This is a genomic window from Ruminococcus flavefaciens (genome assembly GCF_900116855.1).
In the GTDB taxonomy this organism is placed as follows: Bacteria; Bacillota; Clostridia; order Oscillospirales; family Ruminococcaceae; genus Ruminococcus; species Ruminococcus flavefaciens_R.
Window position 1 is genome coordinate 128715 of record NZ_UETD01000010.1, and the last position, 21281, is coordinate 149995.

The 21281-nt window shown below is 50.9% G+C and carries 23 protein-coding genes; 11 read left to right on the forward strand and 12 right to left on the reverse strand.

Translation table 11 applies throughout. From position 1 onward, the window contains the following. Positions 1-30 precede the first annotated feature (30 nt). The 6 genes from DSZ37_RS11780 (at position 31) to DSZ37_RS11805 (ending at position 5926) form a co-directional block, all read left to right on the forward strand. Positions 31-987 carry an XAC2610-related protein gene (locus DSZ37_RS11780; protein WP_109727093.1) on the forward strand — a complete coding sequence of 319 codons (957 nt, stop codon included), beginning with the start codon at positions 31-33 and terminating at the stop codon, positions 985-987. 96 nt (positions 988-1083) lie between these two features. After that, complete coding sequence (locus tag DSZ37_RS11785) at positions 1084-2334, forward strand: XAC2610-related protein (RefSeq protein ID WP_109727094.1); 1251 nt, start codon at positions 1084-1086, stop codon at positions 2332-2334. 22 nt (positions 2335-2356) lie between these two features. Then, positions 2357-3580 carry a hypothetical protein gene (locus tag DSZ37_RS11790; RefSeq protein WP_146198179.1) on the forward strand — a complete coding sequence of 408 codons (1224 nt, stop codon included), beginning with the start codon at positions 2357-2359 and terminating at the stop codon, positions 3578-3580. 38 nt (positions 3581-3618) lie between these two features. Then, positions 3619-4386, forward strand: a complete 768-nt coding sequence (locus tag DSZ37_RS11795; protein ID WP_109727096.1) for a class I SAM-dependent DNA methyltransferase — start codon at positions 3619-3621, stop codon at positions 4384-4386. Between the two features lie 13 nt (positions 4387-4399). Next, positions 4400-5272, forward strand: a complete 873-nt coding sequence (hslO, locus tag DSZ37_RS11800) for an Hsp33 family molecular chaperone HslO (RefSeq protein ID WP_109727097.1) — start codon at positions 4400-4402, stop codon at positions 5270-5272. A gap of 9 nt (positions 5273-5281) precedes the next feature. Continuing rightward, positions 5282-5926, forward strand: coding sequence for an HAD family hydrolase (locus tag DSZ37_RS11805; protein ID WP_109727098.1), 645 nt, complete (start codon positions 5282-5284; stop codon positions 5924-5926). A 295-nt stretch (positions 5927-6221) separates the two neighbouring features. Here the strand turns inward: DSZ37_RS11805 and ispF are convergent, their stop codons facing one another. Together ispF and DSZ37_RS11815 are read right to left on the reverse strand one after the other, a co-directional pair. Next, on the reverse strand, positions 6222-6698 hold the full coding sequence (gene ispF / locus DSZ37_RS11810; RefSeq protein WP_109727099.1) for a 2-C-methyl-D-erythritol 2,4-cyclodiphosphate synthase: 477 nt from the start codon (positions 6696-6698) through the stop codon (positions 6222-6224). 24 nt (positions 6699-6722) lie between these two features. Next, complete coding sequence (locus tag DSZ37_RS11815; protein WP_109727100.1) at positions 6723-7931, reverse strand: cation:proton antiporter; 1209 nt, start codon at positions 7929-7931, stop codon at positions 6723-6725. 230 nt (positions 7932-8161) lie between these two features. Here DSZ37_RS11815 and rpsF point away from each other — a divergent pair, with 230 nt between their 5' ends. From rpsF to rpsR, 3 genes are read left to right on the forward strand one after another with little or no spacing between them, the layout of a single operon-like run. Beyond that, a complete protein-coding gene (gene rpsF, locus DSZ37_RS11820; RefSeq protein ID WP_109727101.1) occupies positions 8162-8458 on the forward strand; it encodes a 30S ribosomal protein S6 in 297 nt (98 codons plus the stop codon). A 29-nt stretch (positions 8459-8487) separates the two neighbouring features. Beyond that, positions 8488-9006 (forward strand): single-stranded DNA-binding protein, encoded by a 519-nt coding sequence (locus DSZ37_RS11825; RefSeq protein ID WP_028519263.1) that lies wholly within the window; start codon positions 8488-8490, stop codon positions 9004-9006. 39 nt (positions 9007-9045) lie between these two features. After that, positions 9046-9288, forward strand: a complete 243-nt coding sequence (gene rpsR, locus DSZ37_RS11830; RefSeq protein ID WP_028519264.1) for a 30S ribosomal protein S18 — start codon at positions 9046-9048, stop codon at positions 9286-9288. Between the two features lie 93 nt (positions 9289-9381). Here the strand turns inward: rpsR and DSZ37_RS11835 are convergent, their stop codons facing one another. Further along, the gene (locus DSZ37_RS11835) at positions 9382-9600 is read right to left on the reverse strand and encodes a DUF378 domain-containing protein (RefSeq protein WP_028519265.1); all 219 of its coding nucleotides are present in this window, start codon (positions 9598-9600) and stop codon (positions 9382-9384) included. 122 nt (positions 9601-9722) lie between these two features. Here DSZ37_RS11835 and DSZ37_RS11840 point away from each other — a divergent pair, with 122 nt between their 5' ends. Further along, positions 9723-10370, forward strand: coding sequence for a nuclease-related domain-containing protein (locus DSZ37_RS11840; RefSeq protein ID WP_109727102.1), 648 nt, complete (start codon positions 9723-9725; stop codon positions 10368-10370). A gap of 16 nt (positions 10371-10386) precedes the next feature. Further along, on the forward strand, positions 10387-11970 hold the full coding sequence (locus DSZ37_RS11845; protein WP_109727103.1) for a glycosyl hydrolase 53 family protein: 1584 nt from the start codon (positions 10387-10389) through the stop codon (positions 11968-11970). Positions 11971-12118: 148 nt separating this feature from the next. On the opposite strand, the gene DSZ37_RS11850 is transcribed toward DSZ37_RS11845, so the two are convergent. The 9 genes from DSZ37_RS11850 to DSZ37_RS11890 all read right to left on the reverse strand — a co-directional run bounded on the left by DSZ37_RS11850 (position 12119) and on the right by DSZ37_RS11890 (position 21256). Continuing rightward, complete coding sequence (locus DSZ37_RS11850; protein ID WP_109727104.1) at positions 12119-13363, reverse strand: dockerin type I repeat-containing protein; 1245 nt, start codon at positions 13361-13363, stop codon at positions 12119-12121. 10 nt (positions 13364-13373) lie between these two features. Continuing rightward, positions 13374-13715 carry a phenylpyruvate tautomerase MIF-related protein gene (locus tag DSZ37_RS11855; RefSeq protein WP_109727105.1) on the reverse strand — a complete coding sequence of 114 codons (342 nt, stop codon included), beginning with the start codon at positions 13713-13715 and terminating at the stop codon, positions 13374-13376. Between the two features lie 32 nt (positions 13716-13747). Next, positions 13748-15028 carry an aminotransferase class I/II-fold pyridoxal phosphate-dependent enzyme gene (locus DSZ37_RS11860; protein ID WP_109727106.1) on the reverse strand — a complete coding sequence of 427 codons (1281 nt, stop codon included), beginning with the start codon at positions 15026-15028 and terminating at the stop codon, positions 13748-13750. A gap of 260 nt (positions 15029-15288) precedes the next feature. Then, positions 15289-16536 carry a GTPase HflX gene (hflX, locus tag DSZ37_RS11865; RefSeq protein ID WP_109727107.1) on the reverse strand — a complete coding sequence of 416 codons (1248 nt, stop codon included), beginning with the start codon at positions 16534-16536 and terminating at the stop codon, positions 15289-15291. 12 nt (positions 16537-16548) lie between these two features. Beyond that, positions 16549-16857 carry a GIY-YIG nuclease family protein gene (locus DSZ37_RS11870; protein WP_109727108.1) on the reverse strand — a complete coding sequence of 103 codons (309 nt, stop codon included), beginning with the start codon at positions 16855-16857 and terminating at the stop codon, positions 16549-16551. An 11-nt stretch (positions 16858-16868) separates the two neighbouring features. Continuing rightward, a complete protein-coding gene (locus DSZ37_RS11875) occupies positions 16869-19256 on the reverse strand; it encodes a hypothetical protein (protein ID WP_109727109.1) in 2388 nt (795 codons plus the stop codon). Positions 19257-19277: 21 nt separating this feature from the next. Beyond that, the gene (gene tgt, locus DSZ37_RS11880; RefSeq protein ID WP_109727110.1) at positions 19278-20408 is read right to left on the reverse strand and encodes a tRNA guanosine(34) transglycosylase Tgt; all 1131 of its coding nucleotides are present in this window, start codon (positions 20406-20408) and stop codon (positions 19278-19280) included. 71 nt (positions 20409-20479) lie between these two features. Then, on the reverse strand, positions 20480-20857 hold the full coding sequence (locus tag DSZ37_RS11885) for a PAS domain-containing protein (RefSeq protein WP_109727111.1): 378 nt from the start codon (positions 20855-20857) through the stop codon (positions 20480-20482). Positions 20858-20872: 15 nt separating this feature from the next. Then, positions 20873-21256, reverse strand: coding sequence for a PAS domain-containing protein (locus DSZ37_RS11890; RefSeq protein WP_109727112.1), 384 nt, complete (start codon positions 21254-21256; stop codon positions 20873-20875). Between the last annotated feature and the right edge of the window lie 25 nt (positions 21257-21281).

The following is a 21281-nucleotide window of genomic DNA, read 5'->3' on the forward strand; positions in this document are numbered from 1 at the left end:
GAGAAAAGAAAGGTTTTATGAGGTGACAATATGAAAAAGTGTATTCTTCCCGTTATACTTCTGGCACTTCTTTCGGGCTGCGGCAAGGTTAGCGATGCTTCGGGCGTCGAGAGCCGCATCAATATCGTTTCGGGAATAGTTGAGGGCACTACCCGCAGTCGTACAACTTCCGAGACAGAGGCTATGACAGACGGACATACAACAGGTTCGACTACGTCAAAGACCGCAGGCGAGAAGGTATCGGGAACAACTACCACAAAGTCAAAAAAATCATCAGTACAGGCTGCAACAAGAGCTTCAGGCGGAAACAGCGGCGGGAGCCGCGGCACCACAAGACACGTCCCCACTGTTCAGAGAACCACAACTACAGCAGCTCAGCCCACATCACAGACACCTGCCATAGACCCTAAGGATTACAGCTCCATCACCTTTGAGCTCAACAGCAGCTCAAACGAGATAGACGTTTCAAGAGAGGGAATGTCGGGTTCGATACAGGTGCTGAAGGACGTTGATCTGACAGAGATAAGGAACACCATCGCAAATGACCCCTCAAAGACGATAAACGACTTCATCGTAAGGCAGAACGATTTTGATTTTGACGGCTATCCCGATCTCTTTATAATTGAGAAGCAGGATGAACTCAACAAGACAGGCAAGTACTACCGCTATGACCCCACAAAGGGCATCTATGCAGCGTGGAGCGAGCTCAACGGTCTCGGATTTGAGATCGTTCCCAATGCTACGGAAAACAGCCTTACTATCTACAATAAGAAGGATACCCTCAACTATGAGGCAAAGACCTTCGAGTGGAACGAGCATCAGCTCCTTGTACTCAGAAGATATGTCAACCAGTACAATGACGGCGAGCTCATTGAGACTGTGCTCTATGACGAGAACGGTATCGAGAGCTCAAGAGAGACCAAGGACAGTCAGGGCAATCCTGTTGGCGGCGAAACAGAGGATCCGTCTGCGGAGGACTTATCTTAAAGCGGCTGGCTGATCTATTCATCAGAGTTTACTGCGGGGCTGCGCCGAAAACGGTGCAGCCCCTTGTTACAGCAGCGTGAAAGGAACAGACTCATTATGAATAAGCATTACATCGTACCAATATTGACCGCCGTACTGCTTATGGGCTGTTCGGAGAGCAGGACATCTCTCAGCAGTGCTCCTGCCGAAGAAACCACCGCTGCCAAGACTACCATCACTGAGCCTGACACAACAAAGCCCATAGTCACTATATATACTCCTCCGAGAAATAAGGAGAAGAAGGTGAAGTTCACCGTGGGACTTTCGGGCACTACACTTACCGTGCTCCAAGGAGGAAGCAAGGTGGGAACTATCGAGCTGGACGAGCCTCCCGAATACGGAACAGATGATGTTGTGACCGAGGACGTGAACTTCGACGGCTATGACGATATTTTTGTGTATGACAGCCTTGAAACAGGCACCTACTGGCTGTATGACCCTGAGAAAGAGGAGTTCACAAAGTCTGATGCCTTTGCTCTTTTCGATGGAAAGACGTACCATATGACTCCTGCAAGTACTTCCAAGACGCTGTCTGCGACAGTTCGTGGAAGCTGGCAGACATTGGAATATCGCTATAAGTGGCAGAACGATAAGCTTTCGCCTCTGGAGCTGACAGTGGAATACTATGATCGCTCCAGTACAGAGAAGAAGCTGAAAGACTGCTATGAATTTGACGAAAACGGCGGAAAAGTCCTTGTCGAGAGAAAGTACATCAACCCTGAGACAGATGCCTGCTTCAAAACCGAGACCGATCCGCCTTACCTCCGCGCCGCTGAAAACTCCGTGGACTACATGAAGGGACGGGAGCTGATACAGTCCATTGATGTGTCGGGGCTTCCGCAGCTCTATGAGCGGATAAAGCAGAACGGAAAGGCTGACTCTCTCCCACATAGCTCTTACAACTTCGATGACAGCGCAGATGTGCTCCTCATCGAAGATGACTATGATTTCGACGGCTATAACGACTTGCAGATACAGACGGATTCTGTGCTTGCAGGGGGCAGTGATAAATATGTCTATTACCGATATGACGCCGAAAAGGACAGGTATACGGAGTGGCAGGAGCTCAATGCCTTTGACTGTTATATCAGCGCAAATTCCCAGACACAGACTATCCGGTATTATGATAAGCATTCACTTGACGAGGACCACAACTGCTATATCTTCAAATGGGACAAGGGCAAGCTTTGTCTGAAAGAGCGGCAATTTTATCACGGCGACAGCAATGACTGCGATATATACGAATATGACGAGGACGGAAACGAGCATTATGTTCGTACAGGCAAATACGTAAAGGATGACTGCTGATAAACATAAGAAAGGTTTTGCTATGAGATCGGAAAAGCTATTATTGCTGCTTGCAGGCAGTCTGCTGCTTGCAGGATGTTCAGATAACAATGACTCGTCTGTGAGTGTCACGGAGCCTGCCACAGAGGCTGTTGAAACCACTGCTGCCGAGGTGAGCGCAGAGGACTATAAGCTCTCGGCGGACAAGAACGGCGCCACTATGCTCGTCAACGGAAAGTCCGCAGGCAGTATGAAGTTCGATACTCCTCTCAGTGAGGGTGAACAGGTACTGTTTGCAGATGTTAATTCTGACGGCTATGACGATATTTTTGTTTGTCTGGACTGCTTCAGGGCTGATTGCTGGGTATACGACCATGAGGCTGAGAAATTTGTCAGTGCAGGGGAAAAACTTCCCATTGCCTTTGCTTTTGATAAAAACAGGGGCTGCAGCGTCACCTGCGAAACGGACAGCAGCGAAAATGCAGTCACTGTTGTACAGAAAAGCGATTCAAACGAAGGCAGTACCGTATTCAGATGGCAGGAAGACAAGCTTGTCCCCATAAGTATGAGCATAAGCTATTACACCTCTGATGACGGTCCCTTCGTGTACAACTATGTATTTGACGATGAATTGCGGAAGGTGCTTACCGAAAGGCAGCTTCTTAACGGTCGGACAGGTGAATTGAAAAAAACGGAAAAGGATATTGAGTATTTCCGCGTGACCGACAGCTCCGTTGACTATATGAAGGGGGCAGAGCTGCTCCAGAGCATAGAGGTCAGCGGACTGCCCGAAATGTGCGGAAAGATACTTTCAGGCGAGTATCAGGCAAGCTACACGATCAACAATGGCTGTCCTGCGCCTGTACCCGAGGGCTTGCTTTTCTCTGAGTACGACTTCGACTTTGACGGTCACAGCGACCTTGCCATATATACCGATACATCGAGAGACGGAAGCGGACTGAACGTGCTCTATTACCGCTACGATACCGCAAGCGGCAGCTATACACCATGGGAGGAGCTGAACAGATTCAGCGGATACCAGCTCTTTACCATAGAGGACACAAAGGAGATCACTTACTTTGACTACTCCTCATCTGAGAATGGAGAGAGTGACCAGTACATACTTGTCTGGTCTGACGGAAGCCTGAAGCTCACCCAGAGAAGGCATCGTATAAAGAAGAAGGGAATGTATGAGCTTTATGAGTATGATGCGCAGGGCAATGAGAGCTACGTTAAGGACGTCTCGCTGCCTACGGGCTCATACTGAGGCTGAGGAGCTATAACTACTATTCGGGAGATATTATTATGAGCGGATACAGCGCGTTTGCCCGTTATTATGACGAGCTCACTGCAAATATAGACTACAAAAAGCGTGGGGAGTACTTCCACAATATCATTCAGCGCTTCAAGACCACAAAGGAGAATATCCTCCTTGACCTTGCCTGCGGTACGGGAAGTATCTCTGAGGTCATGGCAGGACTTGGCTACGACGTTATCGGCGTGGACAACTCCGACGAGATGCTGGGGATAGCCCTCGATAAGAAGTTCGACAGCGGACTGGATATACAGTACCTTTGTCAGGATATGCGGAAGCTGGATATGTTCGGCACGGTGGACATCACCGTCTGCGCCCTTGACAGCATAAACCACCTTGCCTCAATTGACGATGTCAGGAAGGTTTTCGAGAACGTGGCATTCTTCTCCGAGCAGGACGGACTGTTCATCTTTGATGTGAACACTCCCTACAAGCACAGGGAGGTCCTTGCCAACAATACCTTCACCTACGAGACCGAGAACGTGTACTGCGTCTGGGAGAACACTCTTGACCCCGACACCCTTGAGGTCAGAATGGCGCTGGAGTTCTTCGAGCGGGAGGAGAACGGGCTATACTCCCGAAGCTCCGACAGCTTCTCGGAAAAGGCTTACAGCGAGGAGGACATAGAGAGACTGCTGAGGAAATGCGGCTTTGAGGTGCTGGGAAAGTACGGCGACGATACTCTTGAGCCCCCGAAGGCGGACTCACAGCGGATAGTCTACGCCGCAAGATGTATCAGGAGCGGTCAGAAATACTGAAAGGATAGATAATATGGGAAATTTATACAGAGCTATATCTGCGGACGGCTCCGCGTTTGCAGAGGTTCTTGACGCAAAGGACATTGTTTCGGAGATAGAGCGCATACACAAGACCTCAGCTGTTATCACGGCAGGACTGGGAAGGCTTACCATAGCTGCCTCCCTCATGGGCTATATGCTCAAGGGCGATGAGGACAGCATCACGCTGAGAGTTGACGGCGGCGGTCCCGCAGGACAGCTTGTGGCAGTTGCCGACAGCCGCGGAAACGTAAAGAGCTGCGTCAATAATCCTGTGGTGGAGATACCTCTCAATGCACAGGGCAAGCTTGACGTAGGCGGCGCAGTGGGCACAGACGGTACTCTTTCCGTGGTGAAGGACATGGGACTGAAGGAGCCATATGTGGGTGTTATCCCCCTTGTTTCGGGAGAGATAGCCGAGGATATCGCCAGCTACTATGCCACCAGTGAGCAGATACCCACGGTGTGCAGCCTCGGCGTCCTTGTAAATCCCGACCTTACGGTGAAGTCCGCAGGCGGCTTCCTTGTGCAGCTCCTTCCCTTTGCGGACGAGAAGTGCATAGATATCATCGAGAAGAATGTTGCGAAGATACGTCCTGTTTCGGCAATGCTGGACGAGGGCATAACCCCCGAGGAGATAGCGAATATGCTCCTTGATGGTCTGGAGCCCAATGTGCTGGACACAGCCGCTCCCGTATACAAGTGCGATTGCAGCCGTGAGCGTACAGAGAGAGTTCTCATCAGCATAGGAAAGGACGAGCTGAAGTCCATAGCCGATGAGGGCAAGGATACTGCGGTGAGCTGTCATTTCTGCGGTAAGGAGTACGTTTTCACTCCCGACGAGATAAGAAAGCTCATGGGTGAATGAGGAGGAGCCATGATAACTGCAATATTTGACCTTGACGGAACACTTGCCGATACAATAGCTGACCTTGGTGACGCTGTGAATTTCGGACTGGAAAAGCTGGGCTTTCCCACCCATGACTATACTGCCTATAAGCAGATGGTGGGAAACGGCGTAAGGAAGCTCTGTTACAGAGCGCTTCCCGAGGACAGCAAGGACAGGCTCGATGAGCTCCACGGACTTTTCAAGGAGTATTATGAGGTTCACTATCTGGACAAGACAAAGCTCTATGACGGCATAAAGGAGAGCCTTGCAAGGCTGCGGGACAGCGGTGTAAAGCTTGCTGTGGCAACCAACAAGCCCGAGAATGTGGCTGCGGAGATAGTCATGGAGCTGCTGCCTGAGTTTGATTTTGTCCGTATACTCGGCGGCAATGACAAGAGACCTGCAAAGCCCGATACGGCTATACTTATCGAGATATTCGCAGCCCTCCCCGACGAGGAGAACCGCGTGTTCATGATAGGGGACAGCAATGTAGATGTACAGACCGCGAAGAATGCCTGCATAGAGAGCATAGGCTGTGCATGGGGCTTTCGCGGACGCGCCGAGCTGGAAGCAGCAGGTGCGGATTTCATAGCGGAGAAGCCCTCCGATATCGCAGATATAATACTCGGTTAAAAGCGCTCCTGCGTAATATAAATCAAAATTTAGCTTTGCTAAATTTTGATTTAAGCCGTTAGCCCATAGCCATTAGCCGTTAGCCTGATGTAGGGGCGGCGTTCCGCCGCCCGATAATAAAGCGGCGAAGCCGCTTCCTAATGGCTAAAAGCTAAAGGCTAAGGGCTTCGGAATTTAACACCGTAGGTGTTAAATTCCGATTTATCTTAATAAAAAACATTGCCCCTGAGTGAATGAACTCTCAGGGGCATAACTTTTATATGGGTATCCGTCTGAACGCTTCTTGCGCTTTGGCTTATGCCTTCTGCATAAGTGCTACTGCATGGGCTGACATTCCCAGCTTTTCGCCTGTGAAGCCGAGGTGCTCCTCGGTGGTAGCCTTTACGCTTATCTGCGACACATCACAGCCGCAGACCCTTGCAATATTCTCGCGCATGGTCATTATATGCGGAGCCAGCTTGGGCGCCTGTGCTATGACAGTTGCGTCGATATTGCCTATCTCCCAGCCCTCGGCTCTTACCCTGCGGCAAACCTCTGCCATGAGCTTCATGCTGTCCGCACCCTTGAAGCTGTCGTCGTTGTCGGGGAAAAGGTGTCCGATATCGCCCATTGCCAGCGCTCCCAGCATTGCGTCCATGATGGCGTGAGCCAGCACATCTGCGTCGGAGTGACCGAGAAGCCCTGTCTCATGGGGAATATCAACTCCGCCGAGAATGAGCTTTCTGCCCTCCACCAGCTTGTGTACGTCGTAACCGTGACCTATTCTGAACATATTATTCTCCTTTCGGGGATATTGCTATTTCTTCGCCGTGGCAAGAGCCGCTTCTTTAGTGCCCTTGTCGGACTTTCCGAAAAGCAGCTTCAGCACTACGGGCGTTACTATGCTTGATACAATAATGAGGAGTATTACCGCAGTAAAGTACGAGGAGTCGATGATGCCAAGCCCCAGTCCCTTGTTGGTAATGATGAGGGCTACCTCTCCTCTGGTCATCATGCCTGCACCTATCTTGAGGCAGTCTGTCCAGCTGTACCTGAAGCACTTTGATGCCAGTCCGCAGCCGATGACCTTGCTGAGCATTGCCACTATGACAAAGCCTATGGAGAACACTATCATGCTGGAGTCAACATTGCTGAAATCCGTCTTCAGTCCTATGCTGACAAAGAACACAGGTGCAAAGAACATATAGCCGTTTATGCTTATGCGGCGGTCTATGTATTCGGCATCGCGGACGTTGCAGAGGATTATTCCTGCGATATAGGCTCCCGTTATATCGGCGATACCGAAGTATTTCTCAGCCGCGAATGCCATTATGAAGCAGAGCGTGATGGCGATAATGGGGATACGTCTTGTGTGGGCGTGTCTGTCGTCGTAGAACTTGAACAGCTTGTAGATGACAATGCCCAGAACCAGCGACAGCACTAAGAACAGCAGTATCTTTCCCGTTACGAGGAGTGTATTGCTGTCGGGGTCCTTGAAGCCGAGAACAAAGGTCAGCACGATGATTCCGATAACGTCGTCGATGATAGCCGCACTGAGTATGGTCTGTCCCACACGGGTCTTGAGCTTGCCCATCTCCTTCAGCACCTCAACGGTGATGCCTACGGAGGTAGCCGTCATGATACAGCCGATGAACACCGCCTTGAAGAACTCGTCCGTGCCGAATGCCGAGAAGCCGTAAATGCACATATACAGCAGGCTTCCGCCGACCAGCGGCACAAGCACTCCCACACAGGCTATAAAGAACGCCGCGAATCCCGATTTTTTCAGCTCCTGCAGGTTGGTCTCAAGTCCTGCGGAGAACATGATGAGTATAACGCCTATCTCCGCCATCTGCGCCACGAAATCGTTTGGCGTTACCCAGTTCAGGAGACAGGGACCGATGATAAGCCCTGCGATTATCTCGCCCACTACCATAGGAGCCCTGCACTTTCTGGCAAGAAGTCCCGCTCCCTTGGCACATATGAAGATAATGGCAAGGTCTCTGAGAATGTTATAGGTTTCCATTCATATACATATCCTTTCGCAAATAAAGGGAGCTTCATGGCTCCCGTATATACTTATTATACTATGAAGCTTGTCAGTTGTCAACTTTTTTGAGAAATAAGTTTTTGAAAAACGCTTGACAAGCCCTTTTTGAAATGGTATAATATTTGAGTATCGTGTGTAAACCGATACTATTATTATCCTTGCCCGCAGTAAGTTGCCGGGCATGATCCCAGAAGGAGGTGTGCTAAATGGCAAAGGTATCCGCTAAGTATGAAGTAATGGTTGTTTTCAGCCTCAAGAACGGCGAGGAGCCTATGAAGGCTCTCGTAGAGAAGTTCAAGGAGAGAATCGAGCGTCACGCCGAAGCTGTTGAAGTCAACGAGGATTGGGGTAAGCGCAAGCTTGCATATCCTATCGAGGACGAGACAGAGGGCTACTATGTGATCTACACATTCCAGTCACAGCCCGATTATCCCGCTGAGCTTTCAAGACGTCTCAACATCACAGACGGCGTTCTTCGTTCACTCGTTACAGTTGTTGAATAATTCTACTTCATTTATCAGGAGGCGGTCAGATGAATAAGGTTATTTTAGTCGGCAGACTTACTGCTGATCCCGAGCTGAGACAGACTCAGAGCGGTGTTGCTTCATGCAGATTTACTGTTGCTGTAGACAGGCGCTTCGCCGATAAGACTACAGGCGAGAGACAGGCTGATTTCATCAGCTGCACAGCATGGAGACAGACAGCCGAGTTCGTGTCACGTTATTTCAATAAGGGCAAGCTCATCGCTATCGAGGGCTCTCTCAGAAATAACAACTATCAGGACAGGAATCACCCCGATGTTACTCACTACACCATGGACGTGCAGGTGGATAACGTTGAATTCGTGGGCGGCAAGGGCGATAACGGCGGCAATGGCGGCGGTTATCAGAACGGCGGAGGCTACGGCGCTCCCCAGAACAATTACAATAACAATTATTCCGCTCCTCCTCAGCAGGCAGCTCCACAGCAGCCCGCTGCAAATGACAGTATGTCTTACGGCAACCTCAGCGATTTTGAGGAGATCCTCAGCGACGGAGATGTTCCGTTCTGAGATCGTTAACTTTACTTTATTACGATAGGAGGAAAAGTCATGGAAAAGGAAAGAAATTCCCGTCCCTCGAAGAAGCCCCGCAAGAAGGTTTGTATGTTCTGTGCTGACAGGATCGAGAAGATCGACTATAAGGATCTCGCTAAGCTCAGAAAGTGCATGACCGAGAGAGCTAAGATTCTTCCGAGACGTGTAACAGGCACTTGCGCTTACCACCAGCGTGAGCTCACAGTTGCTATCAAGAGAGCAAGACACATCGCTCTGCTTCCTTATATCAGCGACTAATTCATAAAATTAAAGGGAGGCATTATGCCTCCCTTTTTGCATATCCGTATGTAGCGCTCCTTACGGCATCGTTGAAGGAGCGTGTGAACGGGTCTATCTGTCGATATTCTGTACTGCAAGCTCCTCGTCTTTGCGGAAGAGAAGTGATATGCACCAGACTGCCGAAATGGCTACGAGTATATATACCGCACGGCTGATGACGCTGTCTGCGCCTCCGAAGAGCCATGCGACCATATCAAACTCGAAAATACCGACAAGTCCCCAGTTTATTCCTCCGATTATCAGAAGAATAAGAGCTATTTTGTCCCACATATTGAGAACACCTCTTTATTCGGGATTTGTAAGACCGCTGATGACGGATATGCCGCGCTTCAACGGTACATGACTATTATCACCGCATATATTATGATTATTCATTTTTTAAGGAGAAAATTATGGTACCTGATATTTCTGCTTCGATAATATTTGACAAAAAAACATGGATACTCATCGCTGTCATAGCGGTGGCTGTACTTCTGCTCATTCTATATATTTCCGTACACTTCAGCAAGGGCAAGCGCAAGGGCAGAGCTGCCGAGCGCAAGGTGGCAAAAAAGCTGAAGAAAATTGGAAAGGCTGATCATATCCGTATCATCAACAATGCCTACCTCCCTCTCTACAACAAGGCCTGCGAGGTGGACCACCTTGTATTCGGCCGCTTCGGTGTTCTTGTAGTGGAGACCAAGGGCATCTCAGGTAAGGTAACAGGCAGCGGCAAGAACCTCACCCACTCTATCGGCAGCAAGACCCATAAGCTCTATAACCCACAGCTTCAGAACAAGACCCACATGGATAATGTTATCCACCATCTGAAAAAGGGGGGCTTCGATACTACTCCCGTAAACGGTGCAGTCGTATTCACCGCAAACGATATCGAGTTTCCCTCTGAGATAGGCATGGATATCAAGGGTCTGGAGAAGTTCTACAAGTCACTTCCCGATGCAGGCTGCAATCAGGATGTGCTGTACCATTACTTCTCGGATATGCAGGTCAAGAACCCCATGAAGAAGATGTGGATAAGAACAAGGAAGAAAAACGACTGATACAAAGGAGGTCATTATGAGTACAAGGAGAGTCCTCGCAGCTGTTATCGCTGCGGCAATAGCATTTCCCGTCGCAGGCAGCTGCGGTACATCCGTCCATGTCACCGACGCAGCAAATATACCTGCCGTGACATTCAACAACTTCGACAGCCGTATCAATGGCGGGGAGCCTATCCGCGGCGTGGATATCTCCTCCGTGATCTCCTTAGAGGAAGCGGGCATGAAGTTCTATGACGACAATGACAATGAGGCTGACCTGTTCACCGTCCTTGCCGACCACGGCGTCAACTATATCCGCGTAAGGATATGGAACGAGCCCCATGACGACAACGGCAACAGCTACGGCGGCGGTCACTCCGATCTGGAAACTGCCGCTAAAATAGGCAAACGCGCTGCTGAACACGGAATGAAGCTCCTTGCGGATATACAGTACTCAGACTTCTGGGCGGACCCTGCAAAGCAGACCCGTCCCAAGTACTGGCAGCCCCACTCCCATGAAAAGCTCAAGAGCGAGATATACAACTGGACATCGTGGGTGCTCAAGTACCTAACCGAAAACGGCAGCGATATCGGCATGGTGCAGGTGGGCAACGAGACCGAGTGCTTCTTCTGCGGCGAGAAGGACATGTACAAGATATGCGACCTGTTCTCCAGCGGCGAGAAGGCTGTCCGTGACTTCGACAGGGATATCCTCATCGCTCACCATTTTGCAAATCCCGGAAACGGTCACTTCGGCTGGTACGCCAAGATCATGAACGAGTGCAAGCTGGATTACGATGTGTTTGCCACATCATACTACTCCTACTGGCACGGCTCCCTCGAGAACCTGACAAAGGTGCTGACGGATATCGGCAACACCTACAACAAGTACGTCATGGTTGCCGAGACCGCCTACCCCTACACCGATATGGACGGCGACCACTTCCGCAACAACGTGACCTCCAGCTATGAGGACTGCGAGCTGCGCTATCCCGTATCCGTTGACGGTCAGATAAAAGCCGTTACCGACGTCTTTCAGGCAATTGCCAACTGCAACGGTCACGGCATAGGCGTTTTCTACTGGGAGCCTGCTTGGCTGGGCATACCCGACCTTTCGTTGAACGACCAGAAGAACAACTGGGAGAAGTACGGCACAGGCTGGGCTACCATCTACGCCAAGAGCTATGACGATGGCGTAGATGCTACGGGCGGTTCCTCATTTGACAATCAGGCGCTTTTCGATTTCCACGGCAAGCCGCTGGAGTCACTCGACCTGTTCCTTAACATCTTCCCACAGCAGACAAAGGTTACAACCACCACTACTACCACGGTAACGACTACAACTACAACAACTACTACCGTTCCCACAGAGGAGATAGAGACTGTCCTCGGCGATATAAACCGCGATGATGTTATCGATGTTTTTGATGTTGCCGCACTGAGGAAGCTTATCCTGACGGAGGGCAGAAATGAAGTGCCCGACATCACCACAGACCTCAACGGTGACCGCGTTCTGAATATTGCCGATCTTATAAAGCTCCAGCGCTATATTCTGGGCTATCCCGACAGCGACCTGACAAGGGTCACTTTTACGGTGCCCGCCGATCAGCGCAAACGATGAAATTGAGAATCAAGAATTAATGTGTTCGCGGAAATTATTTAAAAATCGTCACAGCAGGCGACTCCGCAGCTTTCAACTCTGAACTAAATCGGAATAAAACACATTGCCCCTGAGCGTTGCAAAACGCTCAGGGGCAAAAACTTTATTGTCAGTCTGAGTTTATATCCAGACTTTCTATTTTATGGAGCAGGAACTCCTGTATGCGAAGTGCGTCATTGGAGGTAAGTCCCACAGTGGACTTATCCACGTCACCGTTAGTCTTGCCCTCCTCGGTAACAACATATTTGTTGGGATTTGCAAGGCTCTGCATGATGAGAATTGCGTCTGCCAGCTCGACAGTGCCGTCACAGTTGGTGTCGCCGTAAACGATCTTCTGAGGCGGTGCAGTAACTGTTGTGGTGGTAGTTGTTGAGGTCGTTGTGGTAGTAGTGGTAGTCGTTGTTGAAGTCGTGGTAGTGATAACGGGTCTTTCTGTTATGGGAGCCATGCTTGGAGGAGTATCGCCCCACCAGTCCCAGCGGTCGGGAGTACGGTATTTGTTTATAGCTTCACCGTTTGCAGATGTCCATGTGAACACGTTATCATAGAGGTGTCCCTCATAGTAGTAGAACTGTGCCATAGTGCAGATCTCATCGGCGTAGGTGGCATAAGCGCCGTCGTCCTCAGCCATATTGCACCATCCTGTGTTGAAGCCCTTGAGGCTGTTCCTTACTACCTGATAGTCGGTCATGCCCTGCTCGTTCATGCATATCTCGGCGAAGTGGAGTATCTTTCTGATACCCATATGGTTTGAGATTATGCAGTCATAAAAGTTCTGCGGGGTAAATGAATACTGGAACATCTCGGGAACATTGTCCTCGGGCATGAACTTGGGGTCGCAGTCCGCAAAGGCAGTAACTGCGGTCTGCAATGTGCCGTATGCATGGGCAGAGTTCACACCCCAGCCGTCCTCGTATGCGGTCTCATGGTCGGAGCCTATCTTACCCTCACCGAGAGTTGACTCTCTTGAACCGAGACCGAGGAACAGCGCATACATCTTCTCACGGTCGGGCTGACCGAGACGGGTGGAGATAAGGTCCCAGTGCTCGTCTATCTCCTTATAGAGAGCGTACTTTACCTCCTGAACGGTCATTTTGTGGTTGATAGCGCGTATCTCCTCAGCTGATGCGTCTGCGGGAGTATTTCTCTCGCCGAAGTTCAGGGGATTTCCCACGCCCTCTGCCTGAACGTCCCGTGAAGTATCGTGGAGAGGCTCACAGGTGGTTCCTGCGAAGCACCACTCCTCAGCGGAAGCATTGAGAGCAGTATCGCTTTTTCCTGTGACTGTGGGAGCGTATGCGGAGAAGCACAGTGCCGCAGCCGCAGCAGCGCCTATTATTCTTTTGAGTATCATAGATATCACCTCAGAAGTTAGAACCGTTCCAGCCCCAGTCGTTGGTACCGGTGTACTTGACGTAGATACGGTCTGACGGAACGCCTATGTTGTCGGTAAGAATGCCTGTGATGTGGCTTGTGAGAGTGGTGAGCGCATTTGAAGAAGCGCTTCCGAAGATGGACACCTCCACCATAGCGGCAGGAGCGTCCTCGCCCTTGAACCACAGGTCGTACTCGGGCTCGATGCCCACCATGAGCCAGCCCTCGGACTTGCCGGGGATAGCAGTGATAGCTCTGCCCAGAGCGGATTTGATACTTGTTTTCTGCTCGTTTGAAACAGAGACATTGGTCTTGACGTTGATGAATGGCATAATGATTACCTCCTCATTGTAATTTTTCGTTTTTATATATTTATGAGTCCTTCCGACAGCATTTCCTGTGCCGCCAGCATTACGCCCAGTTTGCCGCTGGTGTAGGTAATGCCGCCCTGCATCCATACAGCATAGGGCTCGCGGAGGGGAGCGTCTGCGGAGAGCTCAATAGATGCGCCGTTGGTGAAAGCGCCTGCCGCCATGATGACCTGACTTGAATAACCGGGCATATCCCACGGCTCGGGAGTTACGAAAGAGTCCACGGGAGCGCCCTTCTGAATGCCGCGGCAGAAAGCGCAGAGGTGCTCCTCGTCGCCCAGCTTTACGGCGGTGATGATGTCGCCTCTGGGGTCGTCCTTTCGGGGAGAACACTCAAAGCCGAGGAGCGTGAACAGCTCGCTGGCAAAGGTGCAGGTCTTGATGGCATTGGCAACTACATCGGGAGCGAAGAATATACCCAGAAGCATCTCGCGGTTCATTCCGAGAGTGCAGCCGACTTCCTTGCCCATGCCTACGCAGGTGAGGCGATAGGAGCACAGCTCTACAAGGTCGGCTCTGCCTGCGATATAGCCGCCTGTGCGGGCGATACCTCCGCCTGCGTTCTTGATGAGCGAGCCGATGATGACATCAGCGCCTACTGCTGTGGGCTCTCTGTCCTCAACGAACTCGCCGTAGCAGTTGTCCACCATGATAATAACGTCGGGGTTGCCCTTCTTGGCAGCCTTTACCATTTTTTCGATATCGGCGATGGTGAAGGCTCCGCGGAGTGAATATCCCCTTGAACGCTGGATATAAGCCACCTTGGCGCCCTTTACGGCTTCGGTGATGCCATCGAGGTCGGGAGTGCCGTCCGGGTTAAGGTCCACCTGACCGTACTCCACGCCGTAGTCCATAAGGGAGCCGTTGCCCTTTTCACCGCTGATGCCGATTACTTCCTCAAGTGTGTCATAGGGCTTGCCCGTAACGGAAACTATCTTGTCGCCTGTTCTGAGTACGCCGAAAAGGGCAACAGACAGGGCGTGAGTGCCCGAAACGAAGTTGAAGCGCACCAGAGCGTCCTCAGCGCCGAGAGCCTGAGCGAATACCTTGTCGATGACCTCGCGTCCCATGTCTCCGTAGCCGTAGCCTGTTGAGCCGTAGAAGCAAGGCTCGCTGACCTTGTTGTCGGAGAAGGCTTTGAGCACCTTAGCACCGCAGTACTCGGCGTTTGCGTCTATTCTTGCGAAGGCTTCCGCGCAGTTTTTCTCAGCCTGAGCGGCAAGCTCCGAGAGCTTTTCATTGAATCCGTATAATTCATTTATCTTACTGTTCATTGGTTATCCTTTCTTGTAAATCAAAATTTAGCTTTGCTAAATTTTGATTTGAGTTTAGAGTTGAGAGTTTAGAGTTGAAAGTTGTGGAGTCGCCTGCGGCGACAATATTTAAATATTGTGAGCGAAGCGAACACATTAACTCTCAACTTTCAACTTTCAACTTTCAACTTAGCGCATACGCGCTAAATTATGATTTGTATGTACACTTAGATTATATCGCTTTTAAAAGCCGATGTCAACGCATTTTCGCTGAAAGCGGCTCAGACGGAGTAATTCTCTGCCTCCTTTATGAGCTTTACGTCCACAAGGGCGTCCAGCAGAGTGCCGTTCTCGGCGTACTCCTCGGAGAAAATCTTGCCCTCCTGACGTATCCTTCCGATGAAAGCTCCCTTGTCGTAGGGAACGAGGAGCTTCATGCGCTTGGCAGTCTCGGGCAGGTTCTTCACGATACACTCCAGCAGCCTGTCAAAGCCTGTGCGCTCCTTTGCGCTTATCATAACAGTGTTGTCGTCCTCGAACACCGTATCAGTAAAGGGAGCGGCGTCCGCCTTATTCATGACATAGATACGGGGGATGCCCTCGCAGCCCAGCTCGCTGAGCAGCTTGTCTGTGACCTCCGCCTGCTCCTTTATTTCGGGGGAGGAGAGGTCCTGCACGTTGAGGATAAGATCCGCAGCCGCAGCCTCCTCCAGTGTGGACTTGAACGCCTCCACCAGATTGTGGGGCAGCCGCCTTATAAGACCGACTGTGTCCACCAGCATGACGCTTCTTCCGTCGGGGAGCTCAATTGCGCGTGAGGTGATATCCAGTGTGGCAAAGAGCTTGTTCTCCGCCAGTACACCTGCGTCGGTTAGAGCATTGAGCAGGGTGGACTTGCCGACGTTTGTATAGCCCACGATAGCCGCGCAGAGTACGCCGTCCTTTTTGCGGCGTGAGCGTGAGAAGCTTCTGTGCTTTTTCAGCTCCTCCAGCTCCGCTTCGAGGTAGCTTATACGCTTGCGGATGTGGCGCTTGTCGGTCTCCAGCTTCGTTTCACCGGGACCTCTTGTGCCGATACCGCCGCCCAGTCGGGAAAGCGCCGTGCCCATGCCCGTAAGGCGGGGGAGACGGTACTTCTGCTGTGCAAGCTCCACCTGCAATTTACCCTCCTTTGTCCTTGCGCGCTGAGCGAAGATGTCCAGTATGAGGGTGGTCCTGTCGATGACGCGGACGTCCAGTATCTGCTCGATATTTCGCACCTGAACGCCTGTCAGCTCGTGGTCGAAGATGACCAGCTCCGCCTCAAGGGCGTCCAGCTGCTCCTTCAGCTCCTCCAGTCTGCCTGCGCCCATGCAGGTGGCAGGGTCATAGGCGGGACGCTTTTGTATGATGGTGCCCACCACTTCGGCGTTTGCCGTATCAGCCAGCTCTGCCAGCTCGTTTATAGAGACCTCCGCGTCGAATTCTCCCGTGTCCACACAGGCGAGGACCGCTTTTACGGGGAGGTCTTCCGTTTTGTTCTCGTACATAGTGACTCCTTATCAAATAGTCTCGCGGCGGTAGAGCTCCGCCATATCGCTGCCGAAAAGCTTGGGGAACAAGTCGTTATCCGCTATGAGAGCCAGCTTCTGCGGTTTTGACAGCTGTTTTATGCGGTATTCCAGCTTTGAGGCTATGCTGCGGTTCTCGCAGCTCCATAAAGCTTCGAGGGCGACAGCTTTATGTGACCTCGTGAAGCGGGCGCATTTTTCGGTCCTGCCGAAATGCTCGTCCATACGTCGTCCGACATCGGTAGTGATGCCTGTATAAAGCAGGTCTCCCTCGCATTTTAAGATATAGATGTAATACATATTTGTGTCTATCAGGTCCAGAAGGCGAACAGACGCTGTATCTCAAAGGACATCTCGGGGAAGTCCTTGTAGAAGTAATCGTATCTGAACATCTGGTTGAACTCCTGAACTCCTCCAACTACGAGAGCCCACATCATGGCGAACCACATGAAGCCGTTTGCCAGTTTTTTCTTTGTGGGGTCGCTGATCTTGCCGTAGAGGAAGAAGAATACTGCGAATGCTCCGAGGAGCGACTGCCACGCGATATCGCTCATATAACGTGAAGCGTAGCCGCTCTCCCAGACGGAAGCAACTATTACAAAGGGGATGATGACACAGGGCAGACCTACACAGACTGCCTTTCTGAGCTTGTTTCTCCTGCCTCGTATCAGCTTGAGAGCCTTGCCGGAGAACAGGTATGCGAACATTGGCAGGGCAATGAAGAATATGCCCGAGGTATTGCCCGTGCAGACGTCGTCGGAGTAGAAGTAGCCGCCATTGTTGAGATACTGGAAGTCGGTCTTTACTCCGGGGGCGCCCGGAACGAAAATGGGCGGATTGAAGAAGTAGTTGTATATAGCCACCAGTGACAGACGTGGGTGGAACTGTGTCCTTGTGAAGTCATTGATGGTCAGCGAGTACTGTATGCCGAATTCAAAGGGATTGCCGAAGCGGTCGTAGTTGTACCACATCTGCACAAGTCCTATGCAGACCATGGGGAGCATTGCACAGAGGAGGTATCTCACGCCTGCGGCATTGAAAAGCTTTGACTTTTTGTCAGCCTTGCCGTCGGAAGCCGCTTTTGGCAGTGCCATGAACAGTAAAACTGCTGCGGCTATGCAGTACAGCACCAGAGTCGGTCTGCTGAGCACGGCAATGGCGAAAAGAGTTGAGGCGATGGCTGTTCTGGGGAGGGATATCTTCTTGTCACCTATGATGTTGGCGGAGAAGAAGAAGTACACAGCCCATGTCAGCACGGCAAAGCCTGCGGAAAGGGCTATCTCGTAGAACTCGGGGCGTCCCACGCTGAACCATATTCCGCTTGTGATATGGATGATGATTAGTCCTGCTATAACGTGTCCTGCGGGAGCTTTTGGGAAAAGCTTCTTTATGAACTCCATGTAGAGCTTGGTGAGACCTATGATACCGATGAGCGCGAACAGCATTACCGCCATGGATTCGGGGAAGTAATATCCGGTTATGAGGTGATACGGCAGGAATACCAACACAACGGGAGCTATGCCGTAATAGCTGTAATAGTTGCCCTCATAGTAAACGTGGTCCCAGCTGTATGAGATGCCCTTGCTGTTGAGCAGGTCCGTGGAGTAGGGGTTAAATGAGACATTGAGCTCGGCTGACGGCTTTTCGAGGAGACTGGTGCTTCCGCTCTCGAAGGCGTCAACAAGCTCCTGAGTCATCTGGTCGCCCGAATCGCATTTCATGATATCGATGATAGAGTAGTTGTCAAGCTTTGCAAAGGTGGTGAGTATGACCGCAAGGCAGATGAGGTCGGTGATGAATATGGCTGCTGTACGGCAGACGTTCTTGCTCTTGGAATAGCTTTTCTGCATGGTCTTGCTGTGCATGAGCAGGTGCCAGAAGGTCATTCCGAAGATGATGAGGAAAACTCTTATCCATGATATGCTCATGGGTATCTGTTTGTTGAAGCTGATGCCCTTTATGTATACTGTTCCGTCGTTTTCGGGGGTGATCGTGAGTTTAAGGCTGCTCACCTTGCCTGACAGGTGGAGCTGTGTGTAGTGAGAATGGGGCTTTCCTTTGATAAGTATTCCCTCGGCAACATAATCACGGTAATTGACAGTATTTGTCTCGTCCATGGAGTCTATCTTCAGAATGGCAGATTTCGAGCCTTTTTCAAAGCCGATATCTACGAATACATCGGCTATCTCCTCGTCCATGCCGTCAAAGGTGAAGGTGGAGACATGGGACTTTGTAACGGTGATATCGTTTGTGACGGGGCGAAGCTCAGCGCTGCCGCTCTTTGCAAATTCCTCGGCGGTGAAGTCCATCTGACCGTAGCTTCCGAGCCAGAGACGGTAGGTGGGGATATTGAATATCGTAGCCTCGAGGACTGCTGCAATGAGGACAGCCTTTACAAGGGCAGCTGCCGCATGGTATCTGCGCTTTTTGTTGAGGGTACAGACCAGCATTGAAAAGGCTGCCGCACCTCCGAGAAGGACATAGGCGCCCTTATAGACCTGAGGGCGGATAAGTCCGAAGGCTTCCGCAGCGGCAATGAAAGCCAGAAGCACAGCAGCTCCTCTTGAGAGGGCGCGTATGCTTTTCAGCTTTTTATTGTCTGATTCCTCGCGCCTGATATCGCATTTTATTTCGTGAAGGGAAACCGCGGTCACAGTGCCGGAGACCGCAAGTAATAACAAAAACAGGAAAGTACTCATAAAAACTCCGTAAATATTTATTTATATTCTTGTCGCAAGAAGCTGCGAGTATTTGCCGCGGAACTGCTCGAAGCGGTCCTCGTCTATGGCTTCTCTTATTTTTTCTGTAAGGGTATTGTAGAAATAGAGGTTGTGCTGGACTGCCAGTCTGCCTGCAAGCTGCTCATTCGCCTTGAAAAGGTGGCGGATATATGCTCTGGTGAAGTTCTTGCAGGTGGGGCAGTCGCACTGCTCGTCCACGGGGCGGGGGTCTGTCTCATAGCACTTGTTGTTAAGGTGCATGATGCCGCTCCATGTGAAAACTGTGGCGTGGCGGGCGTTTCGGCTGGGCATTACGCAGTCGAACATATCCACGCCTCTTGCCACGGCTTCGATTATATTTGAGGGAGTACCCACGCCCATGAGGTAGCGGGGCTTCTCCACAGGCATATACGGCTCTACAACATCGATTATACGGTACATTTCCTCAGTTGCTTCGCCCACGGCGAGACCGCCGATAGCGTAGCCGTCAAGGTCAAGCTTTGCTATGTCCTCCATGTGTTTTATGCGGAGGTCGTCAAAGGTAGAGCCCTGATTGATGCCGAAAAGCAGCTGATGCTTGTTTATGGTATCGGGCAGGCTGTTGAGCCTTGCCATCTCCTCCTTGCAGCGTATGAGCCAGCGTGTAGTTCTCTCTATTGAGGCTGCAACGTACTTGTAGGGGGACGGATTTTCGATACATTCGTCAAACGCCATGGCGATAGTTGAGCCCAGATTTGACTGTATCTGCATACTCTCCTCGGGTCCCATGAAAATGCGGTGACCGTCGATATGAGATGCGAAATACACGCCCTCCTCCTTTATTTTTCTCAGCTGAGCCAGCGAGAACACCTGAAATCCGCCGCTGTCTGTGAGAATGGGCTTATCCCAGTTCATGAACTTGTGGAGACCGCCCATCTGCTTTACAACGTGGTCTCCGGGACGGAGGTGCAGATGGTAGGTATTGCACAGCTCCACCTGAGTCTTGAGACCCTTCAGGTCAACTGAGGAGATACCGCCCTTTATGGCAGCGGCAGTGCCCACATTCATGAAGCACGGTGTCTGGAAGGTGCCGTGAACGGTCTCGAAGGTACCGCGGCGAGCCTTGTTGTCGGTTTTAAGAAGTTTGAACATAGCTTCTCCTTTATAATTATATTATCACTGTGTATCGCTTACAGTGACGCCGCAGAGGCGCTCCCTCTTTGTCAGTCAAGGTCAAAGGGGCGGCTCTGGTCGGGAGTCCTGCTTTCCTCACGGCCGTAGAAGCCGATGAGTTCTCCGCTGCCGTTTCTGATGGCGAGGATATACATATCCAGGTTCTTTTTATTGTCATGGAAAGCAAAGACGCGGTTGTTGTCCCTGCCCTCCTTGAACCATTCCACGGACATACGCACCATGCTCATGAGCTCCTCGTTCATGAAGCTCTCAAGGAGCTTGCCCTGCATATTGTGTCCCGATTTGTAGTAATCAATAGCGGCTGGGTTGAGATAGATTATCCTGTAATCCATATTGCAGATGACGATCGGTCCCTCCTCCGAATCGACGATCCCCTTAAAAAAATCAGTTAATTCTAATTCCGTCATTGTTTTTCTCCTTATTCAGTCAATTGTTGTATAGGGTTCTGCGGTGTCCTTTATACGGGACCTGTGTCTGCTGCAAAAGCCTATAAGCTCTCCGTTTCCGTTTCTCAGAGCGCACATATATATGTCCTTATCGGAGCGGTTGTCCTGAACTGCAAGAAGGCAGTTATGCTCTCTGTCCTCCTTGAACCACTCTATGACCATATCCACCTTGCTCTTAGCCTCCTCGTCCATGAAGACCGAAAGAGATCTGCCCACAAGGTCGTTTCCGCCGTAGCTGTCATATGCGCTGACTGCGGCAGGGTTCAAGTATATGATCCTGTAGTCAAGATCGCACATTACCAGCGGAAAATCCTCTGTCTCTGCGTAGCTGACGAAAAAATCGGAAATGTCAGTGTTCATTTGTTCCCCTCATTCCTATAATAAG